This window comes from Heyndrickxia sp. MSNUG (assembly GCF_049532715.1).
GTDB lineage: Bacteria > Bacillota > Bacilli > Bacillales > Cytobacillaceae > Mesobacillus.
On record NZ_CP150978.1, the window covers coordinates 2851079 to 2868163 of the forward strand.

The 17085-nt window shown below is 39.5% G+C and carries 14 protein-coding genes; 8 read left to right on the forward strand and 6 right to left on the reverse strand.

What is annotated here, in order from left to right; all coding sequences use genetic code 11:
• Positions 1-41: 41 nt before the first annotated feature.
• The 3 genes from AABM38_RS14270 to AABM38_RS14280 all read right to left on the reverse strand — a co-directional run bounded on the left by AABM38_RS14270 (position 42) and on the right by AABM38_RS14280 (position 4764).
• A complete protein-coding gene (locus AABM38_RS14270) occupies positions 42-1412 on the reverse strand; it encodes an alkaline phosphatase (RefSeq protein ID WP_423410743.1) in 1371 nt (456 codons plus the stop codon).
• A 683-nt stretch (positions 1413-2095) separates the two neighbouring features.
• Positions 2096-3262 (reverse strand): D-alanyl-D-alanine carboxypeptidase family protein, encoded by a 1167-nt coding sequence (locus AABM38_RS14275; protein WP_423407034.1) that lies wholly within the window; start codon positions 3260-3262, stop codon positions 2096-2098.
• Between the two features lie 278 nt (positions 3263-3540).
• Positions 3541-4764 carry a DHH family phosphoesterase gene (locus AABM38_RS14280; RefSeq protein WP_423407035.1) on the reverse strand — a complete coding sequence of 408 codons (1224 nt, stop codon included), beginning with the start codon at positions 4762-4764 and terminating at the stop codon, positions 3541-3543.
• A 144-nt stretch (positions 4765-4908) separates the two neighbouring features.
• On the opposite strand from AABM38_RS14280, the gene AABM38_RS14285 reads away from it, so the two are divergent.
• The 4 genes from AABM38_RS14285 (at position 4909) to AABM38_RS14300 (ending at position 9594) form a co-directional block, all read left to right on the forward strand.
• On the forward strand, positions 4909-5358 hold the full coding sequence (locus AABM38_RS14285) for a cupredoxin domain-containing protein (protein WP_423407036.1): 450 nt from the start codon (positions 4909-4911) through the stop codon (positions 5356-5358).
• 340 nt (positions 5359-5698) lie between these two features.
• Entirely contained in the window at positions 5699-7924 is a 2226-nt protein-coding gene (pflB, locus tag AABM38_RS14290) for a formate C-acetyltransferase (protein ID WP_423407037.1), read from the forward strand.
• An 83-nt stretch (positions 7925-8007) separates the two neighbouring features.
• Positions 8008-8751, forward strand: a complete 744-nt coding sequence (pflA, locus tag AABM38_RS14295; protein WP_423410744.1) for a pyruvate formate-lyase-activating protein — start codon at positions 8008-8010, stop codon at positions 8749-8751.
• A gap of 111 nt (positions 8752-8862) precedes the next feature.
• Entirely contained in the window at positions 8863-9594 is a 732-nt protein-coding gene (locus AABM38_RS14300) for a sulfite exporter TauE/SafE family protein (protein WP_423407038.1), read from the forward strand.
• Between the two features lie 23 nt (positions 9595-9617).
• Here AABM38_RS14300 and AABM38_RS14305 read toward each other — a convergent pair whose 3' ends face one another.
• Complete coding sequence (locus AABM38_RS14305; RefSeq protein WP_423407039.1) at positions 9618-11201, reverse strand: cation:proton antiporter; 1584 nt, start codon at positions 11199-11201, stop codon at positions 9618-9620.
• A 162-nt stretch (positions 11202-11363) separates the two neighbouring features.
• On the opposite strand from AABM38_RS14305, the gene AABM38_RS14310 reads away from it, so the two are divergent.
• Positions 11364-11939 (forward strand): biotin transporter BioY, encoded by a 576-nt coding sequence (locus AABM38_RS14310; RefSeq protein ID WP_423407040.1) that lies wholly within the window; start codon positions 11364-11366, stop codon positions 11937-11939.
• 37 nt (positions 11940-11976) lie between these two features.
• Here the strand turns inward: AABM38_RS14310 and AABM38_RS14315 are convergent, their stop codons facing one another.
• The gene (locus tag AABM38_RS14315) at positions 11977-12294 is read right to left on the reverse strand and encodes a hypothetical protein (protein WP_423407041.1); all 318 of its coding nucleotides are present in this window, start codon (positions 12292-12294) and stop codon (positions 11977-11979) included.
• A gap of 210 nt (positions 12295-12504) precedes the next feature.
• On the opposite strand from AABM38_RS14315, the gene AABM38_RS14320 reads away from it, so the two are divergent.
• The 3 genes from AABM38_RS14320 to abc-f all read left to right on the forward strand — a co-directional run bounded on the left by AABM38_RS14320 (position 12505) and on the right by abc-f (position 15881).
• The gene (locus AABM38_RS14320; RefSeq protein ID WP_423407042.1) at positions 12505-12789 is read left to right on the forward strand and encodes a hypothetical protein; all 285 of its coding nucleotides are present in this window, start codon (positions 12505-12507) and stop codon (positions 12787-12789) included.
• 26 nt (positions 12790-12815) lie between these two features.
• On the forward strand, positions 12816-13586 hold the full coding sequence (gene yidC / locus AABM38_RS14325) for a membrane protein insertase YidC (protein WP_423407043.1): 771 nt from the start codon (positions 12816-12818) through the stop codon (positions 13584-13586).
• 564 nt (positions 13587-14150) lie between these two features.
• On the forward strand, positions 14151-15881 hold the full coding sequence (abc-f, locus tag AABM38_RS14330) for a ribosomal protection-like ABC-F family protein (protein WP_423407044.1): 1731 nt from the start codon (positions 14151-14153) through the stop codon (positions 15879-15881).
• Between the two features lie 189 nt (positions 15882-16070).
• Here the strand turns inward: abc-f and AABM38_RS14335 are convergent, their stop codons facing one another.
• On the reverse strand, positions 16071-16655 hold the full coding sequence (locus AABM38_RS14335) for a GNAT family N-acetyltransferase (RefSeq protein ID WP_423407045.1): 585 nt from the start codon (positions 16653-16655) through the stop codon (positions 16071-16073).
• Positions 16656-17085: the final 430 nt, after the last annotated feature.

Consider the following 17085-nt stretch of genomic DNA (forward strand, 5'->3'; position numbering starts at 1 on the left):
ATTTCCCGCCGTGGCCTTGGCCCTGGCGGGAGATTTAATGTCTATTTTCTTTTGCTATTTTCAAGGATATCAAATATATTCTTTGCATTGTCCGTGTTGTCAATTTGTCCATAAAAGCGTTCTTTCCCAGGTCCAAAAGCAAATACCGGAACATCTTCACCAGTATGTCCTCCAGTCGTCCATCCTGTGTGGGAACGGTCATCAAAAATCTTTTCAATAGCATTGTCAATTGTTAATACCTTCTTTGTAGCTGCTGCATCTTTTACTGACTGGATTTCTTCTGTTGTTAAATCAAGTGCAATATATTTCTTTAATATTTTTTCCACTTCAGCTCCTTTGGCTATTTCTGCAGCCATAAAGTCAGGCGTTCGTTTAGCAGCTTGGATTGGTGTACCAAACCAGTTATATTCACCTTCTGCACCGATTGAGTATCCGCCAGTAGAATGGTCAGCAGTTGCAACAACCAAAGTATGCTTATCCTTCTTCGCAAACTCAATAGCTGCCTTATATGCTTGTTCAAAGTCCTCCATCTCGCTCATTGCACCCACAATATCGTTATCATGGCCCGCCCAGTCAACCTGGCTGCCTTCCACCATAAGGAAGAACCCGTCTTTATCCTTATTTAAACGTTCGATAGCAGAATTAGTCATATCTGCAAGTGAAGGAGTGCTTTCTTCGCGGTCAATCATTTTTGGCAGGCCGCCTGGTGCAAATAAACCTAGAATCTTATCGTTTTTGTCGTTCAGCATTTGGCTGCGATCCGTAACATAGCTGTAGCCCGCTTTTTTGAATTCTTCAGTAAGGTTTCTGTCCTGACGTACAAAATTGCTTAATCCGCCACCTAGCATTACATCCACTTTATGTTCGCCGTTAATCATTTCATCATAGTAATCATCCGCAATCGAATTCATGTTTTTCCTTGAAATATCATGCGCACCGAAGGAAGCAGGAGTTGCGTGAGTGATTTCAGATGTAGCAACGAGTCCAGTTGCCTTGCCGTTTTCCTTTGCTGCTTCTAGTACTGTTTTAACTGGTTTTTGATCATTATCAACACCGATCGCTGCGTTGTATGTTTTAACCCCGGCAGACATCGCTGTTGCTGCCGCAGCAGAATCAGTTACATTCTGTTCAGGATCCTCTGGATATGTCATCTGATTTCCTACAAGATACTTATCAAATTCAGTCTTTTCCATTTCAGGTGTATCAGGGTTGTCCTTTAAATAACGATAAGCTGATGTATATGTATTACCCATGCCGTCACCGATTAAGAAAATGACGTTCTTAATTTCTGCACGGTTATCACTTACTTCCTTTTCCGCTTTTGCATGAAATGTCCCTGCTAAGCCTCCGAACGCTACAGTAGAAATCACAGCGATCGGAAGAATCTTCTTTTTGAAGTTTTGTTTAATCATCATTCCAAGACCTCCAGTTAGGTTATTCAATCCACCTCCCACTATAAAGACAGTCTATTAATCTCTCATTAACTGAATGTAAAAGATGGTTAATTAATTGTTACATCCCCCTTACAATCTTGTCTTATGAGAGAAATCATTTCTGATGAAAATAAAGGCTGGATTCGTAAACATTGTTGCTTTTAGAGTAGGGTTGATTCAAACGTAAGGATGCTCGCTTTCCGCGTGGAAGAATGCTGAAAAACTCAAGTTCCTGCTTTTTCCTCATTGAATTGTTCACGGGCCTTTCCTCATAACAACTCGATGCGCTTTTTTCTCTTCAAGCTGTTCTCGGACGTCTTCTCATAACAACTCATCGCGCTTTTTTCTCTTCGAGTTGTTCTCGGACCTTTCCTCATAACAACTCGTCCCGCTTTTTTCTCTTCGAGTTGTTCTCGGCCCTTTCCTCATAACAACTCGTCCCGCTTTTTTCTCTTCGAGTTGTTCTCGGACCTTTCCTCATAACAACTCATCGCGCTTTTTTCTCTTCGAGTTGTTCTCGGACGTCTTCTCATAACAACTCGTCCTGCTTTTTCCTTATGGAGTTGTTCTCGGACCCGTGCTCAATCAACTAATTTATAATTGTTTTGCTATCAAAACAACAATCTTTTAAAAAACAGCCAAAATAAAAAAGCAGGCCATGATTACCTGCTTCGATACCTTCTATTTCTTTTTTGTTTTCGGTTCAATACCAAAACACCGACAGCAAACAAAAGCAATATACCGCCTACAATAGAGTTAAGTGACAATACCCCGCTCTGTTCTGCCTTTTGAGCAGTATTCTTTACTTCTAGTTTTTTCTTAATTATCGGCTTCAGTTCAACGGTTTGAATAACCTTACCTTCTCTATTTTCGATATTCAAAACTCCATTTGAGTCAACAGTTCTATTGCCTTCATCAATTGGATCAGTCAAGAAAGTATCCGCGCTATATGTGAATTGCCGTTTGCCGCTTGTGAATACTTCCCCCTTTTTAACCTGAGAGGACTTAAAATTCGAGAATCCATAATCAAACAGCTTAATTGTGTCATCGTAAATTTTCTTTTTATATTCTGATTTCAACAGGATTGCAGTTAATTTAAGCGGCCCATTTTCTGCAGTAGTCGCCAATGTTTGCTTGGACTGGTCAACAAATCCCGTCTTTCCTCCGGTAACTCCTGGATAGGGGATTTCTCCTTTCAGCATCCGATGGTGAGACAAAAGAGTTGTGTCCCAGGATTCTCCATCCCATTTCATCTGTTTTGTTCCAAAGATTTCGCGAAAATCCTCGTTTTTCATCGCATAATTCAGGATTATCCCTAAATCCTTAGCCGTCGTATAATGATCCTCATCGAATAAACCATGCGGATTTACAAAATGTGTCGCCTTTACACCTATCTCGGATTCCAGAAACTCATTAACATGTTGCGAATACTTTTCCATCGTCCCATCCAGATGAATTGCAATTGCCATTGCAGCGTCATTTCCAGAATTAATCAACATACCCTGTATAAGCTTCTTTAAAGTCACTTGCTCACCTGGATTTAAATAAACCCTTGTTCCGTCTATATCAAATACTTTTTTACTTACTATTACTTGATCATCCAAATTCCCTTTTTCAATTGCATAAATCGCCGTAGCAATCTTAGTGAGGCTTGCAGGATACATTTTCACCTCTTCATTTTTACCGAAGAGTATCGCACCCGACTGTGTGTCCATTAATACAGCAGCCTCCGATGTTAGATCAGCGGCACCAGCTTCAGCAAGTACAGGTTCATTTAAGTTAAAAATTCCAAACATGATCAAAATAGAAAATATCAGCCATTTCTTCATTCAAACACATCCATTATCCCAGTATCCGAATTTAATTTTAGCAAATATCCAACTAGATTTCTGCAAAGTTATTGAATTTTAATAATAATGGAATATCTATGCATTGAAGAGAATAATCAGCAAAATACCATTGAACTTAGAGGCAAAATTAGATTAAAAAGGAGTTAATTATGAATGTAATTAACAGTAGAATATTGCAAAAACTATCAATAAATTAGAGATACAGATTGATATCTCCTTACAGGACTGGTAATGAACCACAAAGTAATACAAGCCCATCAAGAAAATCTTGATGGGCCATTAATATTGACGTGATTAAATACTTTGGATTCAAGATAGGGCACATATATCTCATCTTTGGCTAGAGCTGCCCTATATTCTCTTTTCAAATGACGCTCTGCATCAAAAAAACTCTCGTATGGCCCTAATTTATCATTGTTGCTTAGCGAAATGAAATATTCCTTCCCTTCAGCATTAATCATGAATAAATCTCTTTCTCGATTTTCATAAAGACAGCCATTCTTTGATTCCTTAAGGTTATAGACATTTTTGACTGCATCCTGACGGATAGGGCCGAGAGGATATGCTTCATTTATGTAACGAGTGAATGCTTCACCGTTCATCGAACATCCAGCCGCCTTTGCGTGACCACCACCGCCAAACTCTCCTGCAACAGCTGAAACGTCTACATCGTCGTGTATGGTCCTGAAACTGATTTTCTTGCCACCCAAATTGATAATGGATATATAATCCAGATGAGGGAATTCTTTTCCTGATTCATTACCCAATTCAGAATGATAGAATTCAGCATGTACAATCCCTCCATAAAGTCCATTTGTGTTTGTGTAAATCTGTACAATTTCACGCTTCTTCCTTCTAATATATCGATCAATTTTATCTTCTTCCATTTCCAGCAGTTTTTGCTCGAATTCATCAAATTCAAAATGCTCTCCTGCCTGGAGACGCGGAACAATCCGACCTTCAAAATCTTCTATCGATATCATAAAAAATAAATCATTTAAGTTTTTCGCCTTGTAATTTTTGAGAATATCCCAGTCCCATGTATCATACTGCCTGACCAGTTCTACAAATTCATCTATTGATCCATTTTTTTGCAAATGGCTCTCATTAACTAGATATTCATATACCAGCGAAGCAGCACTTGTGAGCGTCCCGTTTTGGTCCTCCACTTTAACATCGCCCCATGGGTAATCATTGAAATGCAAAGCTGTTTTATGGTGGTCAATCAGCTTCGCTTTACCTCCAGCTAAAACAAATTCATTTATTTTTTCAGCGATCTCATCATTAACAGAAAGATCAGTAATGAACAATAAATCTTCTCTCTTCATTTTGTCATTCATACTTTCAAAATATCGTTCAACATGAAAGTTTAGCCCAGAAACCGAATTATATCGAATGTCCACTCCTTCTCCAAAAGCAAGCATAAAAAGAATTCCGCAGGCAACTCCGTCCAGATCATTATGTGTGAATAAACGGTACATAGCTTCCTCCTTACATTTTCTCTAATTTATGGTTTGTTAACTGGTTTCAGTCTATTCTCTTTTAAAAAAACACCGATAAACCTGAAAAATTTAGACAAGTTCTTTATATGGACGAGCATAAATATTAAAAAAGGAGGTGAAAATATGCATTTCTTCGTTGTGAAAAAAAGTGCATTATACTTAGTTGGTGTCCTAGCTCTTCTTGCTATAATCGGATCATTTTGGATGAACTTCAACTCTGATGCCACTCCAGCTATTAGCCAGCAAAAAGATACAATCCGGGAGATTCACCTGGTAACCGGTGAATTTAAATCATCTACAGAAGATGGTAAAGAAATTGAGGCTTACCGTTGGGATCCAGGAACCATCTTTGTTGAAAAAGGAGAAAAAGTCCGATTAAAAATTTTAGGGGTTAATGGTAAGGAACACCCATTCATTATTGAAGGTACAGATATTAAAGGGATCGTTAAAAAGGGGGAAGAAACAGTCGTTCCTCTGCAATTTGACAAAGAAGGAACCTACCGACTTATTTGTATGATACACACTAAAGCAGAAAATAGCGGTCCGATGATCGCTTACATTGTGGTTGATTAATATCTTCCTTTCTAAGAACAGGATTCCACATCCTGTTTTTTCTTTTTCTTCATCTCCCCTTCTACTCAATTTGACACAAAACATACAAAACAATACATCCATAGTGGCAACGTTTCCTGATAGTATAAGTTATCATACCTCTTTTTATATAACAGCACCAACAAAATCATATATTTATATAATACAGTTTCCTCAGGAAATATTTTTACAACGGATTAATTATTGATATTCACATATTGTTCATCTTTTCACAATATTGTCACACCAAAACTGTTATAGTCGTAGTATGATGAAAGTGTGGTAACTGTTATATAAAAAATTACTTCTGAGGTGACTTGAAATGGAACAGTGGAAAGGCTTTAAAAACGGTACTTGGCAGGAAGAAATCAATGTTCGAGATTTTATCTTAAATAACTACACTGAATATACAGGTAATTCAAGCTTTCTGGCAGGAGCCACTGAGGAAACAAACCTTTTATGGCAGCAGGTCATGGAATTAACAAAGCAGGAGCGCGAGAATGGCGGAGTTTTGGCAATGGATACAGAAGTCGTGTCAACAATCACCTCTCATGGTCCAGGTTATCTGGACAAAGCAAAAGAAAAGGTTGTTGGCTTCCAGACAGATCAGCCATTTAAACGCTCCATGCAGCCATTCGGTGGCATCCGCATGGCTAAGGCTTCATGTGAAGCATATGGTTATGAACTGAATAAGGAAGTTGAAAAAATCTTCACAGATTTTCGCAAGACACATAACCAGGGTGTGTTCGATGTTTATACAAAGGAAATGCTCCAGGCACGGAAAGCTGGTATCATCACTGGGCTTCCAGATGCTTATGGACGAGGACGCATCATTGGGGACTACCGACGTGTTGCGCTGTATGGTGTTGACTTCCTTATGGAGCAAAAGAAGAAAGACCACAGTTTGACAAGCAGTGTCATGACAGAAGACACTATGCGCCTCAGAGAGGAAGTCTCAGAACAATACCGTGCATTAAATGAATTGAAAAAGCTTGCTGAAAGCTATGGCTATGATATTTCTAAGCCGGCTTCTAACGCAACAGAAGCTTTTCAGTGGATTTACTTCGCTTATCTAGCTGCAATCAAAGAACAAAACGGTGCGGCAATGAGCCTTGGCCGTGTGGCATCCTTCCTGGACATATTCATTGAACGCGACCTGCTAAACGGCACTTTGACTGAACAAGAAGCACAGGAATTGGTCGACCACTTCGTCATGAAGCTCCGACTTGTAAAATTCGCAAGAACACCTGATTATAATGAATTGTTCAGCGGTGACCCAACCTGGGTAACGGAATCAATCGGCGGCATGGCGCATTGCGGCAAGTCACTTGTTACGAAAAACTCTTTCCGATTCCTTCGTACATTAGATAATCTGGGACCTGCTCCGGAACCAAACCTGACTGTTTTATGGTCTCCTGGCCTTCCAGAGAACTTTAAGAAGTATTGTGCGGAAATGTCGATTAAAACTAGCTCAATACAATACGAAAATGATGACCTGATGCGCCCGGAATACGGCGATGACTATGGTATCGCCTGCTGCGTATCAGCAATGGAAATCGGTAAACAGATGCAGTTCTTCGGTGCACGAGCAAACCTTGCAAAAGCATTGCTCTATGCCATCAACGGAGGTGTTGATGAGAAGCTCAAAATTCAAGTGGCACCTGGTTTCAGCCCGATCACAAGCGACGTTCTCGACTATAACGAAGTCATGGCAAAATTCGATAACGTCATGGAATGGCTCGCAGGCCTTTATATCAACACTTTGAACATCATTCATTACATGCATGACAAATACAGCTATGAAAGAATCGAAATGGCGCTCCACGATACTGAAGTCCTTCGCACTATGGCAACAGGAATTGCCGGATTAAGTGTCGTAGCCGATTCCTTAAGCGCGATAAAATACGGGAAGGTTAAAGTAATCCGCGATGAAAATGGCATTGCAGTTGATTTTGTATCTGAGGGTGATTTCCCAAAATACGGAAACAACGATGACCGTGTTGACAGCATTGCTGTTGAAATTGTTAAAACCTTCATGAAAAAATTGCGCAAGCACCCAACTTACCGCAATTCATTGCATACAATGTCAATTCTTACAATCACTTCAAACGTTGTATATGGTAAGAAAACTGGAAATACACCAGACGGCAGAAGGGCTGGCGAGCCATTCGCTCCAGGAGCAAACCCAATGCATGGCCGGGACACAAAAGGAACCCTTGCTTCCCTGTCTTCTGTCGCAAAACTACCATATAGCTATGCTATGGATGGAATCTCAAACACCTTCTCCATCGTTCCAAAAGCGCTTGGAAAAGAGGAAGAAAGCCGCACAAGCAATCTCGTATCCATCCTCGATGGCTACGCAATGAAAGATGGCCATCATTTAAATGTTAACGTGTTTAATAGAGAAACTCTAATGAATGCAATGGAACACCCAGAAGAATATCCACAGCTGACCATTCGTGTATCTGGCTATGCTGTAAACTTCATCAAGCTGACACGTGAGCAGCAAATGGATGTAATCAACCGTACTTTCCATGAATCTATGTAATGAATAGCCGTATGAAAGCGGCGGAGAACATGGAGTTCCCTCATACTCTCCAGGAACTCCTGTTTTACCAGAAAGGAGCAATCATCATGAACGGAAACATTCATTCTATTGAAACATTTGGCACTGTCGACGGACCAGGAATCCGCTACGTTATCTTTACACAGGGGTGCCTGCTGCGCTGCCAATTTTGCCATAACGCAGACACCTGGGAGATCGGCACTGGCAAACAGGTGGCTGTTTCCGAAATCATCGATGATTTAACTACCTATTTACCATTCATTCAACCATCAGGCGGGGGCATAACTGTCAGTGGTGGTGAGCCATTGCTGCAGATTCCGTTTATTACAGAGCTTTTCAAGGAGTGTAAAACGCTAGGTATCCATACTGCTATTGATTCATCAGGTGGCTGTTTTTCAAGTGCGCCCCTCTTTCAGGAGCAACTGGCGGAGTTAATGAAATATACTGACCTAGTCTTATTGGATTTGAAGCATATCAACAGGAAAAAGCACATTAAACTTACAGGCATGGCTAATGACCATATTCTTGAATTTGCCCGCTACCTCTCAGACCTTCATATTCCCATTTGGGTACGGCATGTCCTTGTACCAGGAGTGACAAATGATACCGAGGACCTCACTCTATTGGGAGAGTTTATTGGCACCCTTGAAAATGTTAAAAAGGTAGAAGTTTTGCCGTACCACAAGCTTGGTGTTTACAAGTGGGAGGCTCTAGGGCTGGAATATCCTTTAAAGGACGTTGAACCTCCTGCCGATGCTGAAGTTGAACATGCATATGAATTACTGACAGCCTGGGTTCGAATAGTTTAATAGGTTATAAAAAACAGCAGACAAAGTTGTCTTGCTGTTTTTTTCTGCACACCTTTTTGATATTTATCAAGTATGATTAAGATATCAGCTGCAGGTGGAGGAGTATTCTCGATGTATCAGTTTTTCAATGAAATCAGCCAGTTCTTAAGCCGTCCATTTTTTACACTGGTTAACCAAACAGAACAAATTCCTATTTTGGCGAGTTTCTTGCTGGGACTGGTCGGTGCCCTAGCACCCTGCCAGCTGACAGGAAACCTTGGAGCCATCACATATTATGGGAATCGCAGCCTGCAAACAAGAAGTCAATGGGTTGATATAGGCTACTTCATCCTAGGAAAAATCACCGTTTTCTCTTTGCTTGGAATGGCTTTTTGGTTGATCGGCCAAAGCTTCCAGGAGATTTTGCCTGGCTTTTTTTCATTGTTCAGGAAGCTTATGGGGCCATTATTCATTCTGATTGGATTTACTCTTATCGGCGTATTGACACTTAATTGGCTAACTAGGTTAACATCGCTCTTGCCAAAATGGAAAGGAAATGGACGAACTGGTTCTTTCTTAATGGGAGTAAGCTTCTCAATTGCGTTTTGTCCCACCATGTTTTCGTTATTCTTTTTCACCCTTATGCCCATTGTACTTAGCTCGTCATACGGGGCTGCTTTGCCGTCAATTTTTGCGATTGGCACCTCAATTCCTGTCATCATTTTCGCAGGGATCATTTCATTTATAGGTCTTGATGGTTCCTTAATGAAGAAAAGCCGCAAATTTGGCATGGTTATCCAGAAGATTGCAGGGTATATTTTAATCATACTCGGAATTTTAGATACTATTACCTATTGGGCATAGCAGAAAAAGGCTGGCACCGTGTGTCAGCCTTTTTCTTTATAGGTTAATCTTACTATAGATTCTGTGATTTCCTTCCGTTCTAAATCTGCAATTTCAGAAGAAATGATTTCATCCTTTGTCAGTTTGTCAATCGCTTCGTGTTCAGCATAATATGCAAATTTCCTCAAAGTCTCCATCTGTTTCTTCTTTAATTCTGGATATTTCAGATATAATTCATCCATCTCAGCGACCGCTATTTCCATTTTCAATTGATATTTATTCACTAATTCCTCAGACACAGTTTTTGTTATATAGTATTTTCCTTTTGCATCCTTCATTCCTTTAATAGCATTTTCATATCTGTATAGCTTGGCAAGAATCTGTTCATATTCAGAGTGACTCTCTTCTTTTTTATTGATACCCAGAAACGAAATAAGAGGCTTTATAGAGAGCCCTTGAACTACAAGAGAAAAGAGAACAACACTGAAAGCAAGAATCAGGAGGTCTTCTCTTCCCTGAAAATCTCTGGGCAGACTTAAAACCAAGGCAATTGACAATGACCCTTTCAATCCTCCCCAGTTAAGAATATGTTTCCATTTCATACTGAAGCTATTAATCGCCACCATACTCACATATACAGCCGCACTTCTAGCGATCAGAACAATCACTATAGCCGAGATGATCAGCCACCATTTATCATTGATATCAATCCTTGTGATTTCTAAACCTACCATCAAGAATACCAGCGAATTGGCTAATAAAGCCGTAACATCCCAAAAATTATTAATATTTAACTTTGTAGTTGGGCTCATCCCGATACGGGCACCATAGTTTCCGAATATCAGAGCCCCTACTACCACTGCTATGACGCCCGAGGCATGAATACTTTCTGCAATCAGAAATGATCCATAGAACAACAAAATACTAAAAATTATTTCTAAAGGATAGTCATCGAAGTATTTGGTCAGTTTAGAAAACCCGTAGCCCATAGCTCCTCCAACCATTAATCCTAAAGAAATCACTCGTACGAAATCCCACACCCCCATTCCAAGACCTGACCAGCCTGCATCCAAATATGAGACTAATGAAAATGCAGAGATTTTAAATAAAACAACTGCTAATCCGTCATTAAATAAGCTTTCTCCTTCAATGACTACTGCAAGTCTCTTTTTAACACCCACACTTTTAAATATAGAAAGAACACTGACTGGGTCGGTCGCGCTCATAAGGGCACCAAAAACAAAAGCAGCTGGCAAAGATAAGTCCAGGAAATAATATGCAGAAAAGCCAACGATCAGAAACGATATTAGTGTTCCGCCAAAGGCCAACACAAGAATAGGCTCTTTATTATCTTTTAGATGGGAGAAGGGCAGCTTTAAGGATGCCTCACCGAGCAACGCAGGCAGAAATAAAGTAATGATGACAAAGTTAAAAATTTCCCCTTCTGTAATAAAATTTTTTAATGGCTCAAGTATAGGAATGTTCATTAATCCAATCAATGTACCTATGATAACCAACGCTATTGGATAAGGCTGTTTAACCTTCTTTGCAATGGCCGTGATCCCTGCTGCAATCATAATCAGGAATAACGCTGTTTCAAAGATCTTATGCAGATCCAATTCATCCATATAAACACTCCTTTACATAAGAATTCTTGTTTTAATCTTTCCCTTATTCTTGATATGTAAAATCAAGCTAAAGAAAATTTTCATTGACAAAAAAATTTGAAAATATTAAAGTCTATATGTAAACTAAAATGCATATAGGTTAACAAAGGGGAGAACAATCGAATGACCAAACAACAGCTGAAACTAAGAATGATGATTATCACCGCTTTATTTGCCGCCATTATCGGTGTTCTGGCTCAAATGACGATTCCTCTTCCGGTTGTACCGATCACTGGGCAAACCTTGGCAATCGGTCTGGCTGCGACTATACTAGGATCTCGTTATGGCACTATTTCAGTTCTGCTTTATCTATTTATCGGCGCAGTTGGTGTACCTGTTTTTGCCGAATTCTCTGGCGGTTTTTCAAAGCTTGTAGGACCTACCGGAGGATATCTCGTTGGTTTTGTCCCAGCGGCCTTCATCATTGGCTGGGTGCTTGAAAAGACTTCTTTTACTTTTATGAATGCCTTGATCGGAAATATAATCGGTATGCTGATCACTCTTATTTTTGGAACAGTCTGGTTAAAGATCGCACTTGAAATGTCATGGACTGCGGCATTCACTAGCGGCTTTGTGCCTTTTATCATTGTCGGAGTCATTAAAGCTGCATTGGCTTCCTGGATTGGAATCATTGTCCGCAACAGGCTTGAAACAGCGAAACTTCTTGTTCCACATTCAAATCTCACAAAATCTGCATAAGCAAAAGCCATGGAACAAATCCATGGCTTTTCTTTATTCAGGCAATATTCATATTCTCCTTGTACCCCGGCTCGCAGTAAATGCATACTGTTTCATCATAATCAGTTGAATTAACGTCTTCCCCATTGTATTCAATACCGCACAATGAGCACTCAACCATCACATCGCCGGCATCTTCTGCAGCTTCAGTAATGGAATCATTCACCTTCAATTCCCCGATCCATATCCCGCTGATATTTGACATTTCGGTTTCTATATATAATTTAGCTGCTTCCTCTGTTTCCCAAACACCATGGTCCCACAGCATCTCTTCAGCACTTCCTGAATTGATCATTAATCCATATACTGTTTTCATTTTTGCTACCCCTTTCAATAGGCGCATTATTTGAAGGATTGTCCTATATAATTAGCCCTTTTTCCATCTTTTGAAACCACACACCCAATAACAATCTTTGGAAATGAAACCTTTTAGATCATCAATACGTATAGGATAAAAGTTCAAATTGATTACTGCATTGGAATGACATATACTTATACAATGAGCTGGGATATCGGAGGTGAAGGCATGCTGCTTGAGGTGTACACCCAGTCCATGGATGCGACTGGATTATATAGCGTTTATTTGGCCTTGCTGTTGAGCATGTCAATTTCCGCCTTCTGGATTGTAAGTGATACCTATTTCACTGAATCCTATATAGTAAATATTAAATTCAAACCATCTGTTTCAGAAACAGCTTTTAAAAATCAAGCTGATCTGGGTCTGAGAATCCAGCTGCTGCGACTTAAACGGATAAAAATAAAAATAGATCCAGGTGATGATGATAATTCATTTTTCTCTCTTATTTACTGACAAAGATCAATTTCAGGAGGAGAAAAATGAAAAAACTTTACACAATCATTTTATTACTATTTACGCCAATGTTTTTAGCAGGATGCCAGTCAATGACCAATGATGGCTCTTTTTTTCAGTCAACATTTGTCAACCCATTCGCATGGCTGATTCACAATTTTGCCAGCCTAACTGGTGGCAGTTTTGGATTGGCGATTATTTTCATTACCATAATGATAAGATTAATCTTAATGCCGCTTATGCTGAAGCAATATAAAAACCAGCAGAATATGAAAGAAAAGATGGAAGTCCTTAAACCAGAAATGGATCAGATTCAAAAAAAGATCAAAAGTACTAAGGATTCCGCTGAACAAAAGAAATTACAGCAGGAAATGATGGGGTTGTACCAGAAGCATGGCGTTAATCCCCTATCTGTTGGCTGCCTGCCAATGCTGATACAAATGCCTATATTAATGGGACTCTACTATGCAATAAAAAGTTCTTCCGAAATTGCAAGCCATTCATTCCTATGGTTCAATCTGGGGCATTCAGATATATGGATTACTGCCGCAGCAGGAATAATATACTATTTGCAATTTAAAGTCTCTCAATCGAATATGACAATAGAGCAGCAAAAGCAAATGAAGTTCATGGGGCTGATTTCACCAATTATGATCGTCATGTTCTCTTTGAACGCTCCATCTGCCCTTCCGCTTTATTGGACAGTTGGCGGGATCTTGCTCATTGCCCAAAATTTGCTGGCAAGAAAGATGTACGGCGGCCAAAAAAGTCAAATCAAAGTCGAACAACAAATATAATCTTATACACTGTAGCCAGGGACATGCTTTCCCTGGCTTTTTCATTTCATACAGGCTGAGTAAAACCTAACTTATGATTGTCCAAAAAAACAATCAGTTCCTTTACTTACACTCTTGCAAAAGTTTCGCCAGCTGAAGTAAGAAACGCGGAATATCCTGGATGTTTACTTTGAACTCTGGGAAAATCGTTTATTTTCAATACAGCCCTCCAAAAGAATTTTTATGGTTGACATATATTTTTACAGGAAGTTATACTTTTAGTTAATGATACTTGAAAGGAATGGTAAAGAGCCGATGAAGTACTAATCTTATTTTCTGCCCGATTTTTCGAATATGAAAAACGTGTTGCCCGGAAATAGGATTAGTCTGCTCATTTTACCATTCCATATCGATTTAAATGCAAGCCTAAGCATGCTGTCATTTTCAGTATCATGCTTTATTTTGTGTACAGTAAATCTTATGCGAATGTTTTGCAGACCTCCCGGGTAACTACAGGGAGGTTTTTTTAATGGATATAATACTCACCTTTAATTAATAAGGCAAAAAAAGAAAGGTGGAGTTTTTATGACATTGTTGAAAATAAGAGGTATTCAGAAGAGCTTTAATGACAGGACGATCATCAAAAACGCAGAATTTGAAATCAAGCAAGGGAGCAGGATTGGACTTGTCGGAAACAATGGTGCTGGCAAAACAACTTTAGCTAATATTATTTATGGGAATTACTTGCCAGATGCCGGATTTATTGAAACTTTCGGCAGCACGGTAAACATGGGTTATCTTAAACAATCAACAGAGTATACAATCAATGAGTATCAAGAAGCCCTCTCCAATTCAGAGTCTAATCTTTTAATGCACTCCAGCCATCTAGGACTTATTAACCTCCTGGAATGGGATGAAAATCAGCTCGCGAATTTAAGCGGGGGTGAAAAATTAAAACTCTCACTTGCAAGAGTATGGGCGGACAGACCTGAATTATTGATACTTGATGAACCAACAAACCACTTGGATCTGCATGGCACTGAGTGGCTAATTAAAGAATTGGCTGGGTTTAAAGGATCAGTCATCATTATCTCTCACGATCGGTATTTCCTTGATCGGACAATTAATGAGGTCATTGAAATTGAAGATGGAGTAACCAAATGGTTTAATGGTAACTATTCTGCTTACCGCAAAGAAAAACAAAGACTTTATGAGATTCAGCTTCATCAATACGAAACACAGCAAAAATACAAAGAACAAATTCAACAGCAGATTGCCAATTTGAAAAATTGGTCGGAAAAAGCCCATAGGGATTCTACCAAACAAGGCAGCAGTTCAGAAAGAAGACAAATCGGCTTTAAGGAATACCATCGTGTTAAAGCAAAGAAAATGGATATTCAGATTAAATCCAAGATGAAACGATTGAATCAGGAGCTTGAAAAAAATGAAGTTCAACAGCCAAAACAAGCAGCTAACGTAAACTTTCAATTCCAGGAAAGCAAGAAACGCGGAAAAAGGATATTAGAAGCATCAGGACTGGAAAAATGGTTTGGAAATCGTTGCCTATTTAAAGAGAGTCATTTTTATATGAATCATTGTGAAAGAATGGCGATTATCGGTGTAAATGGAAGCGGAAAAACTACACTTTTAAAAATGCTCCTAGGTGAAGCGGAAGCTACCACTGGTAATATGTGGATAAGCGAATCGGTAAAGATTGGATACCTGAGCCAGGATGTCTCGGATCTCCCTTCTGCCAAAACAGCGTTAGAGTACACAGGATTGACTGATCGCGATGAACTTCGCAAGGCCAGGACCATTTTTGCGAACATTGGCTTGAACGAGGAAAAGCTTAATGTCCCAATCGGCAGTTTGAGCCTCGGAGAACGAACTCGAATAAAACTGGTCTTGATGCTCATGAATGATATTGATCTACTGATCCTTGATGAACCTACTAATCATCTTGATTTAGCCAGCAGGGAAAGTCTGGAGAAAACTTTGATGGAATTTCAAGGCTCGATGCTAATTGTTTCGCACGATGTTTATTTCCTGAATAAAATCAGCGAAAAGCTCCTTATAATCGATGGTGAAAAGATTACCCGAAAAGAAACAGGCTTAAAGGAATTCAACCAGCCTGCCCCTTCTTTTTCCAGTGATAAAGAAAGAGAAGAACAGCTCATTGTCCTTCAAAACGATATTACTGCTGTTATTGGGCGGCTTTCTTTTATGAGCAAGGATAATCCTGAATATGAAGAGCTAGACCAAAAACTTTCCTTATTGATGATGAAGAGAAAAACGTATACACAGAAAGAAGGGTAACTCAGTATACCACGCCCTGAACACAAGACCTCTTTCGCACATAAAGTTTTTGCTTGGCCGAATATAGGAACATGAATGAGAACACGAGTCCTTTAATCATTTTTTCAAATTCTTAGCCATCTTTCATAAAGGAATAAGCACCATATGGCACATCGGTAAATTGCCGATGTGCCATTAAATTTACACCGGCTATATTCTTTTCATCATATCCTGTAATGTTAGTTTCACCATTGGCCATTCTTCTTTAATGATACTAAAAACAACAGTGTCTCTTACATAACCATCAGCAATTACCCGATGTCTGCGGAGTACGCCTTCCTTTTTCGCGCCAAGACGAGAAATTGCTGTTTGGGAACGAATATTTCTAAAATCCGTGCAGAATTGGACACGATTCATATCCATCTCCTCGAATGCATACTGCAGCATCAGGAACTTCGTTTCCGTATTAACTCTAGTCCTCCAATAATCCGGATGGTACCATGTCCAACCGATTTCCAGGCTTTTGTGGGAGCTTGACACATCAAGATAACGGGAGCTTCCAATCATCTTGCCACTTTCTTTATCTACCACTACGAAAGGCATCTGGATACCTTTTTCTCTTTCTGCTGTGGCAGCCTCGATTGTCAGTTTCATATCTTCCTTGCTCTTGATTTTTGATGCGGTGAATTCCCAAATTTCCTGAGCCTGAGCAACATTCCATAAATCATTTAACTGCTCCATTTCCATTGGCATCAATGTAACGGTAGGACCCTCAAGACTGATCTTCTTTTTCATTCTCCATCACTCTCTCAATGCTTATATATGCCTTTATCATATCACTGACGAATTACAACCGAAAAGACTACTTTCACAATGATTGATGTTTTGAAATGAATTTTTTAAACAAATCGAAGACAAAAGAGGAAAGTGCAGGAATCCTGATATGAACTAGAGATCATTTTTACCAGGCAAGAGCTCTCAATGCCAAGGTTGCACAAGGCCCGCTGAAAGCGAGCATCCTTTCGTACCCGGCAAAAGATTCTTTCTCTAGCAAGTGGTCATAAGCAACCTTCAGAGACCGTTCACCCCGCTTCTTCACACACGAATGATTGTAGACTAAAAAATGTCATGTTAAATTGATCCACCAATATGGTCTCTAGGTTACTTAAAAAAACATATTTTGGAAAAACGGATCTCCAATAAGCCCTCTTGGTTACTTGAAAAA

Excerpts from the sequence above, each read along its gene's own strand:
- AABM38_RS14270 (WP_423410743.1), bottom strand. The coding sequence starts at position 1,412 with ATGATTAAACAAAACTTCAAAAAGAAGATTCTTCCGATCGCTGTGATT.
- AABM38_RS14275 (WP_423407034.1), bottom strand. The coding sequence starts at position 3,262 with ATGAAGAAATGGCTGATATTTTCTATTTTGATCATGTTTGGAATTTTT.
- AABM38_RS14280 (WP_423407035.1), bottom strand. The coding sequence starts at position 4,764 with ATGTACCGTTTATTCACACATAATGATCTGGACGGAGTTGCCTGCGGA.
- AABM38_RS14285 (WP_423407036.1), top strand. The coding sequence starts at position 4,909 with ATGCATTTCTTCGTTGTGAAAAAAAGTGCATTATACTTAGTTGGTGTC.
- pflB (WP_423407037.1), top strand. The coding sequence starts at position 5,699 with ATGGAACAGTGGAAAGGCTTTAAAAACGGTACTTGGCAGGAAGAAATC.
- AABM38_RS14300 (WP_423407038.1), top strand. The coding sequence starts at position 8,863 with ATGTATCAGTTTTTCAATGAAATCAGCCAGTTCTTAAGCCGTCCATTT.
- AABM38_RS14305 (WP_423407039.1), bottom strand. The coding sequence starts at position 11,201 with ATGGATGAATTGGATCTGCATAAGATCTTTGAAACAGCGTTATTCCTG.
- AABM38_RS14310 (WP_423407040.1), top strand. The coding sequence starts at position 11,364 with ATGACCAAACAACAGCTGAAACTAAGAATGATGATTATCACCGCTTTA.
- AABM38_RS14315 (WP_423407041.1), bottom strand. The coding sequence starts at position 12,294 with ATGAAAACAGTATATGGATTAATGATCAATTCAGGAAGTGCTGAAGAG.
- AABM38_RS14320 (WP_423407042.1), top strand. The coding sequence starts at position 12,505 with ATGCTGCTTGAGGTGTACACCCAGTCCATGGATGCGACTGGATTATAT.
- yidC (WP_423407043.1), top strand. The coding sequence starts at position 12,816 with ATGAAAAAACTTTACACAATCATTTTATTACTATTTACGCCAATGTTT.
- abc-f (WP_423407044.1), top strand. The coding sequence starts at position 14,151 with ATGACATTGTTGAAAATAAGAGGTATTCAGAAGAGCTTTAATGACAGG.
- AABM38_RS14335 (WP_423407045.1), bottom strand. The coding sequence starts at position 16,655 with ATGAAAAAGAAGATCAGTCTTGAGGGTCCTACCGTTACATTGATGCCA.